The organism is Rhodococcus sp. NPDC003383, from assembly GCF_053589115.1.
Map to the genome: position 1 here is coordinate 76,136 of NZ_JBSFRG010000016.1, position 17,686 is coordinate 93,821.

15 protein-coding genes are annotated in these 17,686 nt (G+C 68.4%); 7 read left to right on the forward strand and 8 right to left on the reverse strand.

The genetic code is table 11. From position 1 onward, the window contains the following. Positions 1–239 precede the first annotated feature (239 nt). Both ACWDTS_RS15770 and ACWDTS_RS15775 read left to right on the forward strand, forming a co-directional pair. Entirely contained in the window at positions 240–1,709 is a 1,470-nt protein-coding gene (locus tag ACWDTS_RS15770; protein WP_450118562.1) for a bifunctional aminoglycoside phosphotransferase/ATP-binding protein, read from the forward strand. A gap of 60 nt (positions 1,710–1,769) precedes the next feature. Then, complete coding sequence (locus ACWDTS_RS15775; protein ID WP_450118563.1) at positions 1,770–2,495, forward strand: VIT1/CCC1 transporter family protein; 726 nt, start codon at positions 1,770–1,772, stop codon at positions 2,493–2,495. A gap of 54 nt (positions 2,496–2,549) precedes the next feature. Here the strand turns inward: ACWDTS_RS15775 and ACWDTS_RS15780 are convergent, their stop codons facing one another. The 3 genes from ACWDTS_RS15780 to ACWDTS_RS15790 form a co-directional block, all read right to left on the reverse strand. Then, on the reverse strand, positions 2,550–3,440 hold the full coding sequence (locus ACWDTS_RS15780; protein WP_450118564.1) for a universal stress protein: 891 nt from the start codon (positions 3,438–3,440) through the stop codon (positions 2,550–2,552). An 82-nt stretch (positions 3,441–3,522) separates the two neighbouring features. Then, positions 3,523–4,515 carry a zinc-binding alcohol dehydrogenase family protein gene (locus tag ACWDTS_RS15785; RefSeq protein ID WP_450118582.1) on the reverse strand — a complete coding sequence of 331 codons (993 nt, stop codon included), beginning with the start codon at positions 4,513–4,515 and terminating at the stop codon, positions 3,523–3,525. Between the two features lie 34 nt (positions 4,516–4,549). Further along, positions 4,550–6,142 (reverse strand): CYTH and CHAD domain-containing protein, encoded by a 1,593-nt coding sequence (locus ACWDTS_RS15790; RefSeq protein WP_450118565.1) that lies wholly within the window; start codon positions 6,140–6,142, stop codon positions 4,550–4,552. A gap of 139 nt (positions 6,143–6,281) precedes the next feature. Here ACWDTS_RS15790 and ACWDTS_RS15795 point away from each other — a divergent pair, with 139 nt between their 5' ends. Beyond that, positions 6,282–7,007, forward strand: a complete 726-nt coding sequence (locus ACWDTS_RS15795) for a flavodoxin domain-containing protein (protein ID WP_450118566.1) — start codon at positions 6,282–6,284, stop codon at positions 7,005–7,007. A gap of 8 nt (positions 7,008–7,015) precedes the next feature. On the opposite strand, the gene ACWDTS_RS15800 is transcribed toward ACWDTS_RS15795, so the two are convergent. Together ACWDTS_RS15800 and ACWDTS_RS15805 are read right to left on the reverse strand one after the other, a co-directional pair. Then, the gene (locus tag ACWDTS_RS15800; protein WP_197252558.1) at positions 7,016–7,522 is read right to left on the reverse strand and encodes an SRPBCC family protein; all 507 of its coding nucleotides are present in this window, start codon (positions 7,520–7,522) and stop codon (positions 7,016–7,018) included. Between the two features lie 56 nt (positions 7,523–7,578). Further along, positions 7,579–8,472, reverse strand: coding sequence for a pseudouridine synthase (locus ACWDTS_RS15805; protein WP_197252557.1), 894 nt, complete (start codon positions 8,470–8,472; stop codon positions 7,579–7,581). 288 nt (positions 8,473–8,760) lie between these two features. Between ACWDTS_RS15805 and ACWDTS_RS15810 the strand changes: the two genes are divergently transcribed. Both ACWDTS_RS15810 and ACWDTS_RS15815 read left to right on the forward strand, forming a co-directional pair. Next, positions 8,761–9,732 (forward strand): alpha/beta hydrolase, encoded by a 972-nt coding sequence (locus tag ACWDTS_RS15810; RefSeq protein WP_450118583.1) that lies wholly within the window; start codon positions 8,761–8,763, stop codon positions 9,730–9,732. Then, complete coding sequence (locus ACWDTS_RS15815; RefSeq protein ID WP_450110426.1) at positions 9,722–10,594, forward strand: oxidoreductase; 873 nt, start codon at positions 9,722–9,724, stop codon at positions 10,592–10,594. Before ACWDTS_RS15810 ends, ACWDTS_RS15815 begins: the two co-directional genes overlap by 11 nt. 83 nt (positions 10,595–10,677) lie before the next feature. On the opposite strand, the gene ACWDTS_RS15820 is transcribed toward ACWDTS_RS15815, so the two are convergent. Further along, positions 10,678–12,060, reverse strand: coding sequence for an NAD-dependent succinate-semialdehyde dehydrogenase (locus tag ACWDTS_RS15820; RefSeq protein ID WP_450118567.1), 1,383 nt, complete (start codon positions 12,058–12,060; stop codon positions 10,678–10,680). Positions 12,061–12,118: 58 nt separating this feature from the next. Beyond that, positions 12,119–13,057 (reverse strand): alpha/beta hydrolase, encoded by a 939-nt coding sequence (locus tag ACWDTS_RS15825; protein ID WP_450118568.1) that lies wholly within the window; start codon positions 13,055–13,057, stop codon positions 12,119–12,121. Between the two features lie 297 nt (positions 13,058–13,354). On the opposite strand from ACWDTS_RS15825, the gene ACWDTS_RS15830 reads away from it, so the two are divergent. Both ACWDTS_RS15830 and ACWDTS_RS15835 read left to right on the forward strand, forming a co-directional pair. Continuing rightward, the gene (locus ACWDTS_RS15830) at positions 13,355–14,410 is read left to right on the forward strand and encodes an alcohol dehydrogenase (RefSeq protein WP_450118569.1); all 1,056 of its coding nucleotides are present in this window, start codon (positions 13,355–13,357) and stop codon (positions 14,408–14,410) included. Positions 14,411–14,420: 10 nt separating this feature from the next. Next, positions 14,421–16,229, forward strand: a complete 1,809-nt coding sequence (locus tag ACWDTS_RS15835) for a helix-turn-helix domain-containing protein (RefSeq protein ID WP_450111317.1) — start codon at positions 14,421–14,423, stop codon at positions 16,227–16,229. Between the two features lie 72 nt (positions 16,230–16,301). On the opposite strand, the gene ACWDTS_RS15840 is transcribed toward ACWDTS_RS15835, so the two are convergent. Further along, positions 16,302–17,666 (reverse strand): MFS transporter, encoded by a 1,365-nt coding sequence (locus ACWDTS_RS15840; RefSeq protein WP_450111318.1) that lies wholly within the window; start codon positions 17,664–17,666, stop codon positions 16,302–16,304. Between the last annotated feature and the right edge of the window lie 20 nt (positions 17,667–17,686).

Consider the following 17,686-nt stretch of genomic DNA (forward strand, 5'->3'; position numbering starts at 1 on the left):
GCACCCGATGTAGCCGCACCCGATGTCCCCGAGCCTCGATGCTCGTTCACGATCATGCCTCCCCGTCTGCGGTACCGCCCCACACAGCAAACTACCGCGTGAACAGGGCTCTGCTCGGTACAACGACACGACGGAGCCGCTGCTCTGGCGTCGCCGGGCGAACGGGTGCACGCTGAGGCAAGGTTGACCACGACGCGCTTCCACAGCGGAGGTGGCCCGTCGGGAACGGAGGGAAGACGGTGTCCGAGACCGGCCCGTACGCGCAGATCCGGGAGACCCACACGTCGGTGGTGTTCTTCGTCGGTGATCGGGTGCACAAGATGAAGAAGCCGCTCGACCTCGGTTTCCTCGACAACCGCACCCGCGCGGCGCGCGAGAGCGTGTGCCACCGCGAGGTCGATCTGAACCGGCGGCTGGCGCCCGACGTGTATCTGGGGGTCGCCGACGTCCACGGCCCCGACGGGCAGGTCTGCGAGCATCTCGTCGAGATGCGGAGACTGCCGGACGAGCGCCGGCTGGCCGCACTCGTCGCCCGCGGGGAGAACATCGACACGGTCGTCGAACAGGTGGCCCGGCAGGTCGCCGGGCTGCACGCCGCGTCGCCGCGGGATCCGGCCATCGACCGGTGCGCGACCGTGGATTTCCTGACGGACCTGTGGCGCCAGAGCCTCGACCATCTCGAGCGGCTTCCGGTCGGGATCGACGCCGCCGGGCTGCTCGCGCGGATCCGCACCTCCGCGAACCGTTATCTCGAGGGGCGGGCGCCGCTGTTCGCGGAGCGCATCGCCGACGGCCGTGCCGTGGACGGGCACGGGGACATGCTCGCCGACGACATCTTCTGCCTCGACGACGGTCCCCGGATCATCGACTGTCTCGAGTTCGACGACGAACTGCGTTACGGCGACGGTGCACTCGACATCGCGTTCCTCGCGATGGACCTCGAACGGCTCGGCGCCCGCGAGGCCGCACACCGGCTGCTGAGCGCGTATGCGGAGTTCTCCGGGGACGCGTGTCCGGCCTCGCTGATGCACCACTACATCGCCTATCGGGCGCTGGTGCGGGCCAAGGTCACCGCCCTGCGGCACGATCAGGGAGACGCGGCGTCCCGGGAGGTGTCGCTCGGGCTGCTCGATCAGGTGTCCCGCAATCTCGACCGCGCACGGGTCCGGCTCGTTCTCGTCGGCGGCCTGTCCGCGACCGGCAAGACCACCGTGTCGCGGTTGATCGGGACACATCTCGACGCGGTGGTGTTGCGCAGCGACGTGATCCGCAAGGAACTCGCGGGTCTCGATCCGGTCACCGACGCGACCGCCGACGTCGATTCCGGGTTGTACACGCGGGAACACACCGACGCGACGTACGCCGAAATGCTGCGCCGCGTGCGGATCGCGCTGTCGCTCGGCACGTCCGTGGTGCTCGACGCGACCTGGCTCGCCGAGTCGCGGCGTGTCGAGGCGCGGCGGCTCGCGGACGAGGCGAGCGCCGACGTGATCGAGATCGAATGCTGTGCCGATCCGGCAGTTCTGTTGCGCCGCATCATTTCCCGGCGCGAGCAGGGTGGCGACGCCTCCGATGCGACACCGGCGGTGCTCGACGAGCAGTTGCACCGCCGAGAGGAGTGGCCGTCGGCGCAGGTCATAGACACGACAGACGGCACACTGCCCGACAGCGAACACCTCGAGCGTATGGTCGGTCCGGGCCCCTGGTGACCGGGTGAGGACAGCCTCGCATTGCTACCGCGTTGTGTCGCAACGATCTAGCCTGACGAAGTGTCGACCCGCGAATCCACCGAACGTCCCGTCAACGAACCTCACGGAACCGGTACCGCCGCGAAGCTGAACTGGCTGCGCGCGGGGGTCATGGGCGCCAACGACGGTATCGTCTCCACGGCCGGTCTCGTCGTGGGTGTCGCGGCCGCGACCACCGAGGTGCCGGCGATCCTCACCGCCGGTTTCGCGGGTCTGTCGGCGGGTGCCGTATCGATGGCGCTCGGCGAATACGTCTCGGTCAGTGCGCAACGCGACACCGAGCGGGCAATGCTGCGCATCGAACGACGAGAGCTCGAGCAGATGCCGGAAGCGGAACTCGAGGAGCTGACCGGGCTGCTGCAGGCCAAGGGCCTCGAACCGGACACCGCGCGCGCGGCGGCGAAGGAACTGACCGAACGCAACGCGCTGGCCGCGCACGCGGAGGTCGAATTGGGAATCCATCCGGACGAGCTGGCGAATCCGTGGGCGGCGGCGCTGTCGTCGGCGGTGTCGTTCATCGTCGGCGCGCTCGTGCCGCTACTGGTGGTGGTGCTGCCGCCGGAGCATCTGCGCGTCCCGATCACGTTCGTGGCGGTGCTCGTGGCGCTGGCACTCACCGGCACCATCAGCGCGAGCCTCGGGGGTGCCCGGCGAGTGCGGGCAGTGGTGCGGGTCGTGATCGGCGGGGCGATCGCGATGGCCGTGACGTTCGCGGTCGGTTACCTGTTCGGCACCACGGCGGGCTGACGAGGGTTCGCCGCCCGCCGCGGTGCCGAAGGAGACGGTGCCGCGATCGGGGCTCTACTTGCTGCGGGCGATCAGGACCGGGCAGGGGGCGTTGTGCACCAGGTTCTGGCTGGTGGAGCCGAGCAGGGCTGCGGCGATCTGGCCGCGGCCGTGGCTGCCGACGACGACGAGCTGTGCGTCGTCGAGCTGGCCCAGCAGAACCTTCGCGGCCGGTCCGCGTTCGACGACGCGACGCACCTCGACATCGGGGAACTCGTCCTGCTTGCCGGCGAGCGCTTCCGCGAACACCGCGGTTTCCGCTTCCTGGACCGCGTCCCAGTCCACGAGCGTGGCGGTCGCGCCGGTGCCGAGCGCCGCGTCGCCGATCCACGAGTGCGCCGCGACGAGCGGAACGCCGAGGGTGTCCGCCAGCGTGAAGGCGTACGACACTGCGGCCCTGGACAGTTCGCTGCCGTCGACACCGACGACGATCGGCTTGTCGTTCGGCAGCGGATTCTCGGCGTCGCCGCGCCACACCACGACCGGGCACGGTGCGTTGTTGGCGACGCGCAGCACGGTGGAGCCGAGCAGGAAGTTCTCGATGGCTCCCGCGCCGGTCGCGCCGACCACGACGACGCGGGCGTCGTCGGCTGCCTCGAGCAATGCGTTGGTGGCGGGGCCGGGGCCGATGTAGCTCTCGACGGTGAGGCCGGGCTGTTCGGCGCGGATCAGGTCGCTGACGTCGGCGAGCAGTTTCTCGCCGTCGGCCTTGAGCTGCTCGTACATCTGGGACTGGATGAGCACCGCGGACTCGCTGTAGAAGATGCCCTCGCTGGGGAGCGCGTGGACGAGGCGCAGCGGAAGTTCCAGCCGGGCGGCGAGGGCGGCAGCCCATCGGGCAGCGGCAGTGGCGGTGGCGGATCCGTCCAGACCCGCGACGACGGCCTTGGTCACGTGCGTGCTCATCGTTGAGCCTCCATTCTCGTGAGGGACTGCAGGTCGAGACTATCCGCTGGCGCGGCAGGTGAGGGTGGCGTCGTGCTGTGGTCTACGGCACGAGCACCGCCGCCCCCGCGAATCGGCCCTCGGACAGGTCTTCGAGTGCCCGGTCGGCCCCGTCCAGCGGGTACCGCGTCGTCGTGACGTGCAACCGGTGTTCGCCCGCGAACGTGAGGAATTCGTGTGCGTCACGGCGCGTGTTGGCGGTGACGCTGCGAACCGTTCGCTCCCGGAACAGGTGTCGCTGGTAGTTCAGGGTGGGAACGTCGGTGAGGTGGATGCCGGCGAGGGCGAGTGTTCCACCGGCGTCGAGGGCTTCGAGGGCGGTCGGCACCAGTTCCCCGGCCGGGGCGAACAGGATCGCCGAGTCGAGAGGTTCCGGAGGTGTGTCGTAGGCGCCCTGCGCGGAGGATGCGCCGAGGTCGAGTGCCAGCCGCTGGGCGTCGTCGCCGCGGGTCATCACGTGCACCCGAATGCCTTGTGCGAGCGCGACCTGAGCCGTCAGGTGTGCGCTCCCGCCGAAGCCGTAGAGGCCGAGCGTGCCGCCGGGCGGAACCTGTGCGCGCAACAGGGCGCGATAGCCGATGATGCCCGCGCACAGCAGCGGTGCGAGCGTCTGCGGGTCGTACCCGGACGGAAGCGGTAAAGCGAAATCTGCTGGAACGGTTGCGAATTCGGAGTAACCACCGTCGGCGTCCCAGCCGGTGTAGGTGGACTGCGGGCACAGGTTCTCGTCGCCGCGCAGGCAGTACCGGCACTGTCCGCACGTGCTGCGCAGCCACGGAATCCCCACCCGGTCACCGATCGCATGTGTTCCGAGGTCACCGCCGATCACCTCGGCGACCACTTCGTGCCCGGGAACCACATGCTGCCGATGCACCGGCAGATCCCCCTCGGCGACGTGCAGATCGGTGCGGCACACGCCGCACGCGAGCACCCGCACGAGCAGTTCGCCGTCGCCCGGTTCGGGTACCGGTTCGCGCACCGCGCGCAGGGGACCCCCGGCGATGGGTCCCGGTGTCTGTACCCGCCACGCCCGCATCGTCTGTCCGGTGTTCATGTCCCTCCCGGATGGTTCACTTCCACAACGGCTTCGCCGCGCGCAGTGCTTCCTTCCACGCGTCGTCGAGGTGCACCGCTTGGGCTTCGCCCAGCAGAGCCTCACGGTGGTACGCGATGCCGAGGCCGAAGCTGGACTCGGCGGCGTGTCCCTGCTCGGAGACGATGTCGAGCAGGTGTTCGCGCGCGACCACCGAATCCTGGAATTCGCCGAGGAGATCCTGGAACGCGTCGAAGTGATCGAGTGCCTTGCCCGCACGCTTGGGATGCAGAGGACGGATCACCTCGATCGCGTAGCGCATCCGTTTGGCGCCCTTGCGCGCCCGGTGCATCCGGGCGTCGCGCTCCTCGGGTGTGTCGGCACGACCGACGGCACGGACCCGCTTCGAGACCTTGCCCGCGAGCTGTTCGAGCGAACCCGTCAGGTCACCGGCCTTGGCCTTGCGGACCTTGCGGGACGTCTGCGGTGCGGTCGCCAGTCCTGCGATCAAGGCGTCGAGTGCGAGCAGCATCTGCAGGTAACGATCGGAATCGAGGGCCGCGACCGCCTCGATTCCCGCGATCTCCGACTGTCTCGAGAAGTACTCGTCGATGCGGGCCTTGGCGGGTTCCCGGTGCGATTCCACCGGGATCTCGGCGACCCGGTCGAGCAACCGCTCCCACTGCACCTCGAGGTCACGGGACGGGCTGAGGCGGCGGCCGAGCCACCGCAGTTCGTCGACCACCGACTCGTCGAGGCCGAGGTCGCCGGCGTAGGTCTGCAGGGCGCTGCGCGCGCGGCGTGCGGCCTTGCGCATGCTGTGCACCGAGTCGGGGGCCGCGCGCCGCACCGCGATGTCGGTGAGCTCGACTTCGCGCAATTCGGTGGCCAGATAGTCGCGCAGGTACCCGGCCGGGCCACCCACCTTCGGTTCGTCGGGAATCAGATCGCCGAGAACCCGGTGCAGTTTGGACGGGCTCGGCGAGCGCTCGATGCCCTCCGCGGTGAGCCGGTCGTCGACGGCGTCGAGCAGGCTCGCACCGCCTTGCCCGGCGCCGTTGCGCCCGAGTTCGACTTCGATCTCGCGCCACTGCACCTCGGCGTCGTCGGCTCCGCGGACCGCGACGACATCGTCGACGACGATCTCGGCGAGCACCGTCTCGCCGGGTCCCATCGCGCGGATGCGCCGGCGGGAGGTGGTGAGCAGGGCGGCGAGTTCGACGGGTCGATCGCGCCGCACGCCGCGCAGCAGGCCGAGCAGTTCCGCCGGTGGTGTGCCGGTGTCGTCGCCGAGCGGGAAACGCAGTTCGGTTCGGGTGTCGAGGCCCGAGGGCAGTTTCAGATGCCAGCCGGCGTCGTCGCCGCCCTCGCGCCGGCGCAGGGTGATCCCGGCGCGGAGCAGCCGCAGATCCCGGGTGTCGTAGTACTGCGCGGCCAGCTCGATGCGTTCGTCGGTGAGAGTCTCGACGCCCGGCAATCCGGACAGGTCGGGAAGAGTCAGATCCGTGTCGGCGGTGTACTTGCGTTCGGTTTCCTCCACCGACTCGATCCCAGACGGGTTCGTGGTCGCCACCCGGTCCTCCCATTCGCTGCGGGCTTCGCTGCCGGGATCGGCAGCTCTGCCGCCCACATTGCCACCGTATGTGGGGAATGTCCCGAACGGAACGCCTATTTCGTGTCGCAGGCCCGTTGTGTAGAGACTTTGGACCCTGTTTTGCGATGAGATGGCATGGTGATCATGGAAGGACGCGGGTGCTCTGGAGGCTTGGATGAGAATTCTGGTGTCGGCGGCGAGCAGACACGGTTCGACCGCGGAGATAGCCACAGCACTCGGAGCGGCCCTGCGCGACCGCGGTGCGCTGGTCGATGTCGTCGAACCACACGACGTGCGCGACATCTCGGGTTACGACGCGGTGGTGATCGGTAGCGCCGTCTACCGCGGGCGCTGGCTGCGCCCGGCCAAGGACTTCGTCGACGCGCACGCCGAAGAGCTACGTCGGCGGGCGGTGTTCCTCTTCTCGTCCGGACCGATCGCGGATCAGGACCGGCCGGTCAACAGCCCGTACGACGTGTTCACCGTCCGTCACCGCACGGGTGCACGCGAACATCGCATGTTCGCCGGGAAACTCGACCCCGAGGGGCTGAGCGTCGGCGAACGGATGCACGTGCGGATGTCCGGCGGCAGGGTCGGCGACTTCCGGGACTGGGACGCCGTCGGCGGATGGGCGGGCACGATCGTCGACGCCGTATCCGACGACAAGCCGATGTCCGACGACAAGCCGGTGTCCGACAACGAGCCGGTGTCCGACAACGAGCCGGTGTCCGACAACGAGTCGGCGTCCGGGGACGAGCAGGGACCCGACGTCGAGACGTCACCCGGCCCGGCGGCCGGGAGCGACGTCGTATCGGAGGCGGCAGGCTCGTCCACCGTCGACTCCGGCACCGTCGACTCCGTCGACACCAGGGGCGGGCGGGGCGCCGGGCCGGGGCGTTGACGGGCAGGTCAACCTGCGGGGTTCCGGTAGTGCTCGGCGAGTTCGGCCGCGCGATCCCACGGTGACCAGTCGATCGGGCGCCCCTCCAGTTGCGCTTCGAGGACCTCGAAGCCGGCGTGCCATCCGGCTCCGTGCGCGTAGGCGTCTTCCTCGTCGTCGGTGGTGTGGGTCAGCGTCAGGTAGCAACCGCCGCTGCCGTCCGGGACCAGTTCCCAGTGCAGGACGTCCGCGTCCCACATGAACTCGAGGACCCGTGCCGGGCGGACCGCGATCACAGTTCCCTGGGTGGTGTGGTCGGCGGGAACCGCGAATCGGCGGACCTGCTCATCGGTCGCGGAGAACTGCAGTTGGGCCCCGGGTTCGAGAACCAGATTCACCCGGGCCGGGAACCACGTGGCGAGTAGATCCGGGTCGGTGATCGCACGCCAGACCTGTTCCGGCGGTTGGGGGAACGCGCGTTCGAAACGCAGGGCCACCCGGCCGTCGTAGGTACGGGAAACGGTGCCGATATCCATGGGATCCTCCAAGACATGAGCCCGTGTCATCAGCGGGGTCCTGGTGTGCTGTCCCTCTATGCTGCCAGGTTTCGTCGGCTCGCGAAGTATCTCCGGCTACCCGAAAATGGATCGTCGAATTCGATCTTGCGCGCCAGCAACCGCAATGGTTGTGAAAAGTCTTGTGGCGCAACGTTTTGTACCTTCGGATACAGCGGATCGCCGAGGATGGGAATTCCGAGCGAATTCATGTGCACGCGCAGCTGGTGGGTCTTTCCGGTCCGCGGCAGCAGTCGATAGCGGGCGATCGCGCCGTCGGAGTCGAGCAGTTCGACGCGGCTGATCGCGTTGATCTCGCCGGGTACCTCCCGCGCCTGCAGCACCCCGGGGCGCTTCTCGATCCGGCTGCGGACCTCCCGCGGGAACGTGAGGCCGTCGGTGAAGGGGGCGAGCGCCTCGTATTCCTTGTGCATGCGTTGCTCCGCGAACAACGACTGGTAGGCCCGCCGCGCCCCGGCATGGACGGTGAACACCAGCACGCCGGCGGTGAGGCGGTCCAGCCGGTGAGCGGGACTCAGTTCCGGCAGATCCAGTTCCCGCCGCAGCCGCACCAGCGCGGTCTCGGTGACCCACCCGCCGCGCGGCATGGTCGCCAGAAAATGCGGTTTGTCCACTACGAGCAGATGCTCGTCGCGGTGCAGGACGTCGACGGTGAAGGGCACCGGCACCTCGGGCGGCGGGTCGCGGTACAGGAACACGAACTCGCGCGGAGCGAACGGGGAGAGGTCGGTGATCGCGGTGCCGTCACCGGTCACCACCTCGCCGAGCGCGACCTTCTCGCGCAGGCGCGCGGCATCGTGCGGAAACCGTGCCAGCAGGTACTCCAGCACCGTCGTCCATTCCCCGGCGTCGGGCAGGCGCAGCCGGGACGGGTTCAGGCCGTCGCGGACGGGGAGCGGGGCGATGGGCACATCGCCACGGTAGTGGCCCTGCCGGTGCCGGTCGCCGAGAGCGGCGGACGATCGGGTCCCAACTGCGACATTTCGGTTTCCCGCGGGTCACGGATCGGTACTGAGCGAGAGGAATGGAGACCGTGACGATACGCTGAGACGCCGGTAACAGATATGTAAGAGTGACCGACAGACATCCAGGCGCCTCTACCGGGGGGCGCCGTGGCCTGCCGCTGTGACGCGAGTGTGGCCGGTGTCCGCTACGGGACACACAGACACACAGGGGAGCTTGGTGTGACAACTTCTTCGATGACCACGAGGCGGCCGAGGGGGGTGCGCGCGCTGGTCCGGATGCTGGTGGCGGCCGTCATCCTGCCGCTCGCCCTTGCGTTCGTCGGCGTCGGGACGGCCTCCGCCGACCCGTACAGCCGCTTCACCGAGGACTGGGTACCCGCGCCCGGGGGCGTCGGACAGATCAAGGTCCGCATCTGGTTCGCGAACAACGGCAGCAACAAGGCCGTCTACCTGCTCGACGGCCTCCGCGCCACCGACGACGTCAGCGGCTGGGAGCACGAGACCAACGCCGCCTGGCTGGCCGACAACGGCATCAACGTCGTCATGCCGGTCGGTGGCCAGTCCAGCTTCTACGCCGACTGGTACAGCCCCAGCAACCTCAACGGGCAGCCCTACACGTACAAGTGGGAGAGCTTCCTCACCCAGAACCTGCCCGACCACCTGTCGCGGTACGGCATCAGCCGCAGCAGCAACGCGGTCGTCGGCCTGTCGATGGGCGGCAACGCGGCGCTGATCCTCGCCGCCTACCACCGCGACCAGTTCACCTTCGCCGGGTCGATGTCCGGCTACCTGAACCTCTCGGCGCCCGGCATGCGCGAGGCGATCCGGGTCGCGATGCTCGACGCCGGCGGCTACAACGCCGACGCGATGTGGGGACCGCCGTGGAACCCCGCGTGGCTGCGTCACGACCCGTTCGTCGCCGCACCGCAGTTGCGCGGCCTGCCGATGTGGATCTCCGCGGCCGGCGGCGTCCCCGGCGAGCACGACAATCCGAACTCCCTGATCGGGGTGTTCAACACGGGCAATGCGATGGGTCTCGAGACTCTGGCGCGCGCCCAGAACCGGGCCTTCCAGGTTCGTCTCGCGACCCTGGGTATCGACACGGCGCACTTCTCGTTCCCGATCCAGGGCACCCATACGTGGGGTTACTGGCAGGACGAGCTGTGGGCGATGCTGCCGATGATGAAGAACGCGATTGGCGCCTGAGGTTCCGTCGCTGCGTGGCCGCACCTTCGTGGTGACCGGGGCCACCAGCGGCGTGGGGGAGGCCACCGCCCGGGCACTCGGGGCGGCAGGGGGGCAGGTGGTGCTCGCCGGCCGCAACGTGGCGAAAGGGCAGGAGATCGCCGGACAGATCGGGCCGCACGCATCGGTGCGGCGGCTCGATCTGTCCGACCTCGCGTCGGTACGCGAATTCGCCGCCGGCATCGGCGAGACACACGACAAGATCGATGTGCTCGTCAACAACGCCGGGGTGATGGCGGTGCCCCTGGAGCGGACCGCCGACGGCTTCGAGATGCAGGTGGGCACGAATCACTTCGGACACTTCGCGCTGACCGGGCTGCTGCTCGGCCGGATCACCGACCGGGTCGTGACGGTCTCGAGTGCCGCCCACCGCCTCGGACGCGTCGATCTCGACGACCTGAACTGGGAGCGCCGCCCGTACAGCCGCTCCGGCGGCTACGCGCAGTCGAAGCTCGCGAACCTGCTGTTCAGCTTCGAGCTGGAACGACGGCTCGCGGCGAGCGGTTCGCCGGTGCGCGCGATCGCCGCGCATCCGGGCTATGCGGCCACCGAGGTCGGCAGCAACACCGGCACCTGGTTCGATCGCCTCTTCGGTTTCGGCAAGAAGTTCCTGCAGCGCACCCCGGCGCAGGGCGCCGAATCGGTCGTGTACGCCGCGACCCGGCCGGAGTTGCGTGGCGGGTACGTCGGCCCGGACGGGTTCCTCGGGTTGTACGGGTCGCCGCACGTCGCGTCGGCGTCGTCCCGGGCCCGCGACCCGGAGACCGCGCGCCGGCTGTGGGAGCTGTCCGAACAGCTGACCGGGGTCCGCTTCGAGCTCTGATCGGCACCATTGCAACGTGCGAAATCGGCGATGCGGTCGTTCCCGGAAACTCCGGAACGACCGCATCGCCGCATTCACGTGCCCTATCGCTTCCCGCCGGGGTTCCTGACGAGCTTCTTGTTGGCGAATTCGGCGAATCCGAACCGGGCCAGCTCACGGCCGAAGCCGGAACGCTTGACCCCGCCGAACGGGAGATCCGGTGAACTCTTGCTGGTGCTGTTGATCCACACCATCCCGGTTTCGAGTTCGCTCGCCACGCGGTCCGCCTTCTCCGGGTCCGCCGTGAACACACTCGATGCGAGACCGAACGGCGAATCGTTGGCGGCCTCGATCGCGGCGTCGAGGGAACCGACGCGGTGGACGACTGCGACCGGCCCGAACAGCTCCTCGTAGTACGCGCGCATCCCGGGTGCGACATCGACCAGGACCGTCGGCGGATAGTACGCACCGTCCCCGTCCGGACGCTCGCCGCCGGTCAGTGCCCGAGCACCGTTCGAGAGCGCGTCCTGCACGAGTTCGTCGAGATCGTCGACCGCCGAACGGGACGACAGCGGGCCGAGTTTCGTCCCGGGATCCGCCGGGTCGCCGGGCTGCCAATCGGCCAGTGCGGCAAGGAATTTCTGCACGAACTCGTCGTAGATCGGCTCCTCCACGAAGAACCGTTTCGACGCCGTGCACGCCTGCCCGCCGTTTGCGAACCGGCCGACTGCGGCTGCAGCGGCGGCCGCATCGATGTCCGCATCGCGCAGCACGATGAAAGGATCCGAACCCCCGAGCTCGAGCACGCACTTCTTCATGTGCCGACCCGCAACCTCACCCACGGCGGAGCCGGCCTTCTCGGATCCGGTCAGCGAGACACCCTGGACCCGCGGATCGGCGATCGCCTCCGCGACCTGAGCGGACGAGACGAACGCATTGGCGTACACGCCCTCCGGCAGACCGGCCTCGGCGAAGACGCGTTCGATCGCCAGCGCGGACTGCGGGCAGTTACGCGCGTGCTTGAGAACGATCGTATTGCCCAGCGCGAGATTCGGCGCAGCGAACCGAGCCACCTGGTAATAGGGGTAGTTCCACGGCATCACGCCGACCAGCGGCCCGATCGGTTCCGTGCGAACCACCGCCGAGCCGGAGCCCGCGATGTCGAGAGGTTCGTCGGCCATGAACTCCTCGGCGTGGTCGGCGTAGTACCGATAGATGGAGGCGACCAAGGCGACCTCGCCCTTGGCCTGCGTGATCGGCTTGCCCATCTCGATGGTGAGAAGGCGGGCCAGCTCGTCGGCTCGCTCCTGGTAGATCTCGGCGACGCGAGCCAGGACGGCGCGCCGCTTCTCGAGAGGCGTGGCGCGCCACTCGCGGTAGGCGGCGGCACTGCGTGCGACGAGATCCTTCAGCTCGGCATCCGAGATCTCCGGGTACTGCGCGAGCCGTTCCCCGGTGGCGGGGTCGATGGTGGTGTAGACACCCATGGTTTCTCCTGCTGATCGACGGTGCGGAGCGCTCCGCGCGGGTTCCGGGGGAGACCCGTCACCTGCGGCGGTACCAGGCGGCGAGCTTCGCGAGCTCGGCGTCGACGAGAGCGGAGCGACCGGCCAGGAACGGATACACGTGCTGCTGTCCCTCCCCGATGGACAGGGTCACGTCGACACCGGCGGACTCGGCACGCTCCTGGAGACGGGTCGCGTTGTCGAGGAGCGACTCGACGCTGCCGGCCGTGACGAACAGCCGGGGGAATCCCGTGAAGTCGGCGTACAGCGGGTTCGCCAGGGGCGTGGTGGGATCGATCGTGTCGCCGAGAACACCGGCGATCATGCCTGCGAGCAGCTCCGGCGTGATGAGAGCGTCGGTGGCGTCGTTGGTGACGAGGGTTTCGCCCTTGTTCTCCATGTCGAGCCACGGCGAGAAGGCGATGACCGACCCCGGGCCCTGCTTACCCTGCTGCAGGAGCGCGAGCGCGATGGAGATCGCGAGGTTGCCACCGGCCGAATCACCGATCGTGGTGACGTCCTGCGGGGCGATCCCGTCCGCGACCAGCGCGTCGAAGACCGCGACACCGTCCTCGATCTGCGCGGGATGCCCGAACTCGGGGGCCCGGCGGTAGTCGAGGACGAAGCTGACGACACCGAGAGCCTTGGCGACGTGACCTGCGAGTTTGCGGTGGCTGGACGCCGACCCGACAGCGAAGCCGCCGCCGTGCGTGTAGAGCAGGACCTTGGATGCGTCCGCGCCCTGCGGCAGGCACCAGATGCCGGGAACGCCACCGACGGTGTCCTCGCGGTAGGTCACGCCCTCGGGTTCGACGGTCGGCTGGTGCCACTCGTCGAAGAGGGAACGCAGCAGACGCACCGACAGCTCCGGGTTGGCCGCCATGATCTCCGACCAATCGGCGTAGAGGTCGCGCAGCACGTCCCGGTCCTCGACGCTGCCCGCTGCGATCCCGGTCTGTTCGGAAACATTGCTGGTCATGGAACTTCCTTCTGTGAGTATCGGAGTTTTCCCGGTGCAGGGACGAACGACGTCACCTACCGGTGTGGTCTTCGGTCGCGGCGACCTCGGGTGTGATGGTCGACACGACTCCGTGCTTCCCACGCTAGAGAGGCGTCCCGCACCACAGCTGTTCCGATTTGAAACAGTCGGACTGCGGGCCCGATCGATACTGTGCGAGTACTCGATAAACGAGATGTTCGGTATCGGATGCACGTCTACGCGGTGGTGCATCGTCGAGCAATCTGCCGATCGCCACATCGAACGGAGCCCATCCCCATGCACGTCTTCGCCGTCATGCCCGACGACCCCACGATTCACGACCTCGAGGTGCCCACTCCGGATCCCGAGGGCAAGCAGGTGCTGCTGAAGGTCCTCCGGGCCGGCGTCTGCCACACCGACACCCACCTGCGAGCCGGTGGGTACGACCTCGGCAGCCGCGGAAAGATGAGCCTGAAGGAACGCGGCATCGAATACCCCATGGTGCTCGGCCACGAAGTGGTCGGAGTCGTCGAGAAGGTGGGCGACGAAGTCGGGTCGGTGCAAGTGGGCGATGTGCGCCTGATCTACCCGTGGATCGGCTGCGGCGCCTGCCGTCAGTGCCGTGAAGGTCACGACAATCGTTGTGCCGCAGGGAAAAACCTGGGTGTCGCCCGGCACGGCGGATACGCCGAGAGCATCCTCGTGCCCGACGAGAAGTACCTCGTGGACATCGACGGTCTCGATCCGAGCTGGGCCGCCACCATGGCGTGCTCCGGCCTGACCGCCTACAGCGCCGTGGACAAGATCCTTCCGCTCGATCCCGACGAACCCGTGGTGATCTTCGGAGCCGGAGGACTCGGCCTGACGGCCATCGCGATCCTGCGGTCGCGCGGACACCGCAACATCTGCGCCGTCGACGTCGCCGACCGGAATCTCGAGTCCGCCCGCGCCATGGGGGCCACCAACACGTTCAATCCGGGAACGGGCGATGCCGCGGCGCTTCGCGAGGCAATCGGTGCGCCGGCCGGGGCGGTCGTGGACTTCGTCAACAACGGTGCCACGGCCACCTCGGCATTCGAGATCCTGGTCAAGGGCGGAATCATGGTTCAGGTCGGGCTCTTCGGCGGCGAGGTCACCGTCCCGACCGCGCTGCTGGCACTCCGCATGATCCGCATCGAGGGAAGTTTCGTAGGAACTCTCGCGCAGATGAAGGAACTCGTGCGATTGGCGCAACGCGGGGAGGTTCCCACCATCCCCGTCGTCGAACGGCCGCTGACGGCAACCGAGGTGTCCGGTGCCCTGGACGATCTCACCGCGGGGGCAGTCACTGGACGCATCGTCCTGAGGGCCTGACAATGGAGTGATGCCAGTGGAAGGGCCGCGGCGCCAGGACGAGGTGAGGAACGCCCGCGAGCGCATGCTCGAGGAGGGCCTCCTCCGGGCCTCTGTGCCGGAATCCCTTGTTGCGGCGGAGATCGAGCAGAGCTGGCGTCGCTCCATCTCGAACCGGGTCGACCCCGGAGCCGAACCGCTCGTGCTCGGAGAGATCGACCCGGACAGCGCGATTCTGCGCGCGGCAGGTCGCGTCCTGGACCAGTGGCAGAACAACCTCACCCAGTCGCGATTGGCGCTGCTGCTCGCCGACGAGAACGGCCGCATCATGTCCCGCCGGATCGTCGACGCGGAGGATGCGCGAATCCTGGATCAGGCCAACGCAATCGAGGGTTTCGACTTCTCCGAGCAGGCCCTGGGCACGAACGGTCTCGGCACTCCCATCGAAGCTCGCGATGTCGTATTCGTCCGCGGCAGCGAACATTTCAACGACAATCTGGCGCGGCTGGCGTGCGCCGGAGCTCCCATCAAGCACCCCGTCACCGGGCGGATGGTCGGGTCGCTCGCCTTCGCGTCCCACATCGACGTCTCGAGCCCGCTGATGGTGGCGATGGCCCGGCAGGCCGGACAGCAGATCGCCGAAGCGCTCGAGAGCATGGCCGATTCCCGCGACCTGGAGTTGGCACGTGTGTATCGCCGCTTCCGTGCGGGTCGGCGATCGGTGTTGGTGATGAGTTCGGACACCGTGATGACGGATCTGCCGTCTCTCGCACACCTGGACGCGGAAGCGCACGCCGTGTTGTGGGAGAAACTGCGAGCTCATCGTTGGGGCGACGACGTCCTGCGCCTGGAACTTCCCACACTCGGAACCGAGGCGCTGGTGCGGCGTCTGGGCCGCGACGAACACGACGCAATCTTCGCTCTCGAGTTCGTGACTCCCGGTGCGGCCGAACCGATGCCCACCGATCTCGGTACACACCCGCGGGGTGGGAGCATCCCGGTCGTCGGTGGCACGTCCGACGGCCTGATCGCTACCCGCCGGCCCACGGAGTCCCCGTACGAACGGGTGCGTCGTCAGCTCACCGCGGTGGCGGGCCCGGACGGATTCATCCACCTCGTCGGCGAGCCCGGGGTCGGCAAGCGCTTCCAGGCCACGACGTGGCTTCGTGAACGAACCGGCCGGGACCCTGCGGTGTTCACCCGGCCCGACCTCTCCGAGAACAGCAGTTTCTGGGCCGCTGCCGGCGACGTGCTGCGCGAGGGTCGAGGTGTCGTCGTCGACGCAGACGATGTCGGACACGAAAGCCGCACGCGCCTTGCTGATTTTGCTCGGGATAGGTGTTCCGGAGGTGCGAACGACCCTCTGGTGATTCTCACCGAGCGCCGTGGCTCCGACGACTCGACACCCATGTCCGTGCGTGTTCCCTCGCTCGTGGAGTTGCGCGACGAACTGCCGGTCATCGTCCGCGAGGTCGCTGCCGCCCGCTTCCCAGGTACACCACCGCCTCGGTTCTCGCCCGTCGCGCTCCGTTGCCTGCTGGCCTGGCGCTGGCCGGGGAACGTCGCCGAGCTGGTCCGGTTGCTGGCGTCCCTGCCACCGGCACAGGAAGGCGGGTTCGTCCAGGCGAAGGACCTCCCGCCCTCCATGTGCGATACCACCCGTTCCACGATGAGCCGCTACGAGCAGGCCGAGCGTGAGGCGATCGTCGGCGCACTGCGCGACGCCGAAGGCAACAAGTCACGCGCTGCGGAGATCCTCGGCATCGGCCGGACCACGCTGTATCGCAAGATGCGGACCTTGAAGATCGACGACGAACAGCTGAGCACGTTCGGTCCCTGATGACCGAGCGCGCCGCCGGTGTGTACATGTGGCGGCCCCGGGCGCCACAAAGGCACACGGGCGCGTCAGCGCCTAGGTGGCCGCTGACAGCGCCGGCTCGGCGGAGCTCGGGCCGGGGGATTCTTCGGTGCGGTCGGGAACGTCCGCCCCGGCCCGGACCTTCGGAATCAGCACCGTCAGGACGACTCCCAGCAGCGCGAAGCCGGCGAGGACATAGAACACCGCGTCCACCCCGAGCCCGGCGGCCAGGAACAGGCCACCCAGCAGCGGGCCGCTGACGCCGCCGAGCCTGCCGAAGCCCGCAGCCCACGCGACGGCAGCACCGCGCATCCGGGTGGGGAAGTAGTTCGCCACCAATCCGTACACCAGAATCGACGTTCCGGTGGTGCCGAAGCCGACGACAGCGACGAAGAACAGCAGGACGGGAAGCGGCAGGTTCAGGGTCATCAGGGCGACGAAGGTCGCGCCGATGAAGAAGCCCGTGGCCACAACAGGTTTCGGCCCGAATCGGTCGGCGCACCGCGAGCCGGCGACCGCGCCCAGGATTGCACCTCCACTGAGCACGAGGAGGAAGGCCAGCGATCCCTTGGTGTTGAACCCCGACTTCTCCATCAACACCGGCAACCACGTGTTGAGGTAGTAGTTGAGGAACTGTCCGAGGGCGCTGATCGATCCCACCACGATCGTCGAGAACAGGAATCCGCGCCCGACCAGGCCGGCGAAACCCACCCGCTCGGTCTTCGCCGGCGGCGCGAGGCTGTCGGGCATCGGCACACCGGTTCGCGCGGAGACCGCGCGGGCCTCGTCGATCCGGCCGCGGGCGACCAGCCACTGCACCGACTCGGGCATCTTCACGATCGCCAGGGGCAACAGCGTGACGATCGGCAGTGCTCCGATCATGAACAGCCCTCGCCAGCCGATGGATTCCAGCAGAAGGATCGCGAGAAGGGCGCCCAGCAGGCTCCCCAGCGGCACGCCGGAGTAGGTGATCGCACTGTAGAGGTTCTTCTTCCCCGGCGGGGCGATCTCGGTCACCAGGGTCGCGGTCGTCGCGATGAGTGCCCCGATGCCGAGGCCGGTGACGAAGCGCATCGCACCGAAGGTGGTGGTCGTCGTCATCAGTGCGGTGACGAACATGCCGATGGAGAACCATGCGTAGGAGATGAGCATGACCTTGCGGCGTCCCAGCACGTCGCCGACGGCGCCGGCGAGCAAGGCGCCGAACATCATTCCCAGCAGCGCGTAGCTGCCGAGCGTGCCCGCGAGCGCGGGCGTGACCTCACCGATGTGACTCGGATCGTCGAGGAAGGTGGACACCACCGCGCCGTAGGCGACGAGGTCGTAGCCGTCGAAGATCAGGCCGACGGTGGCGAGGGACACGACCCACGCGACGGTTCGTCTGCGTCGAGTGTCCGGATCGGTTGTTGTCGAAGTCATTCGGTTCTCCGATGGGGGAG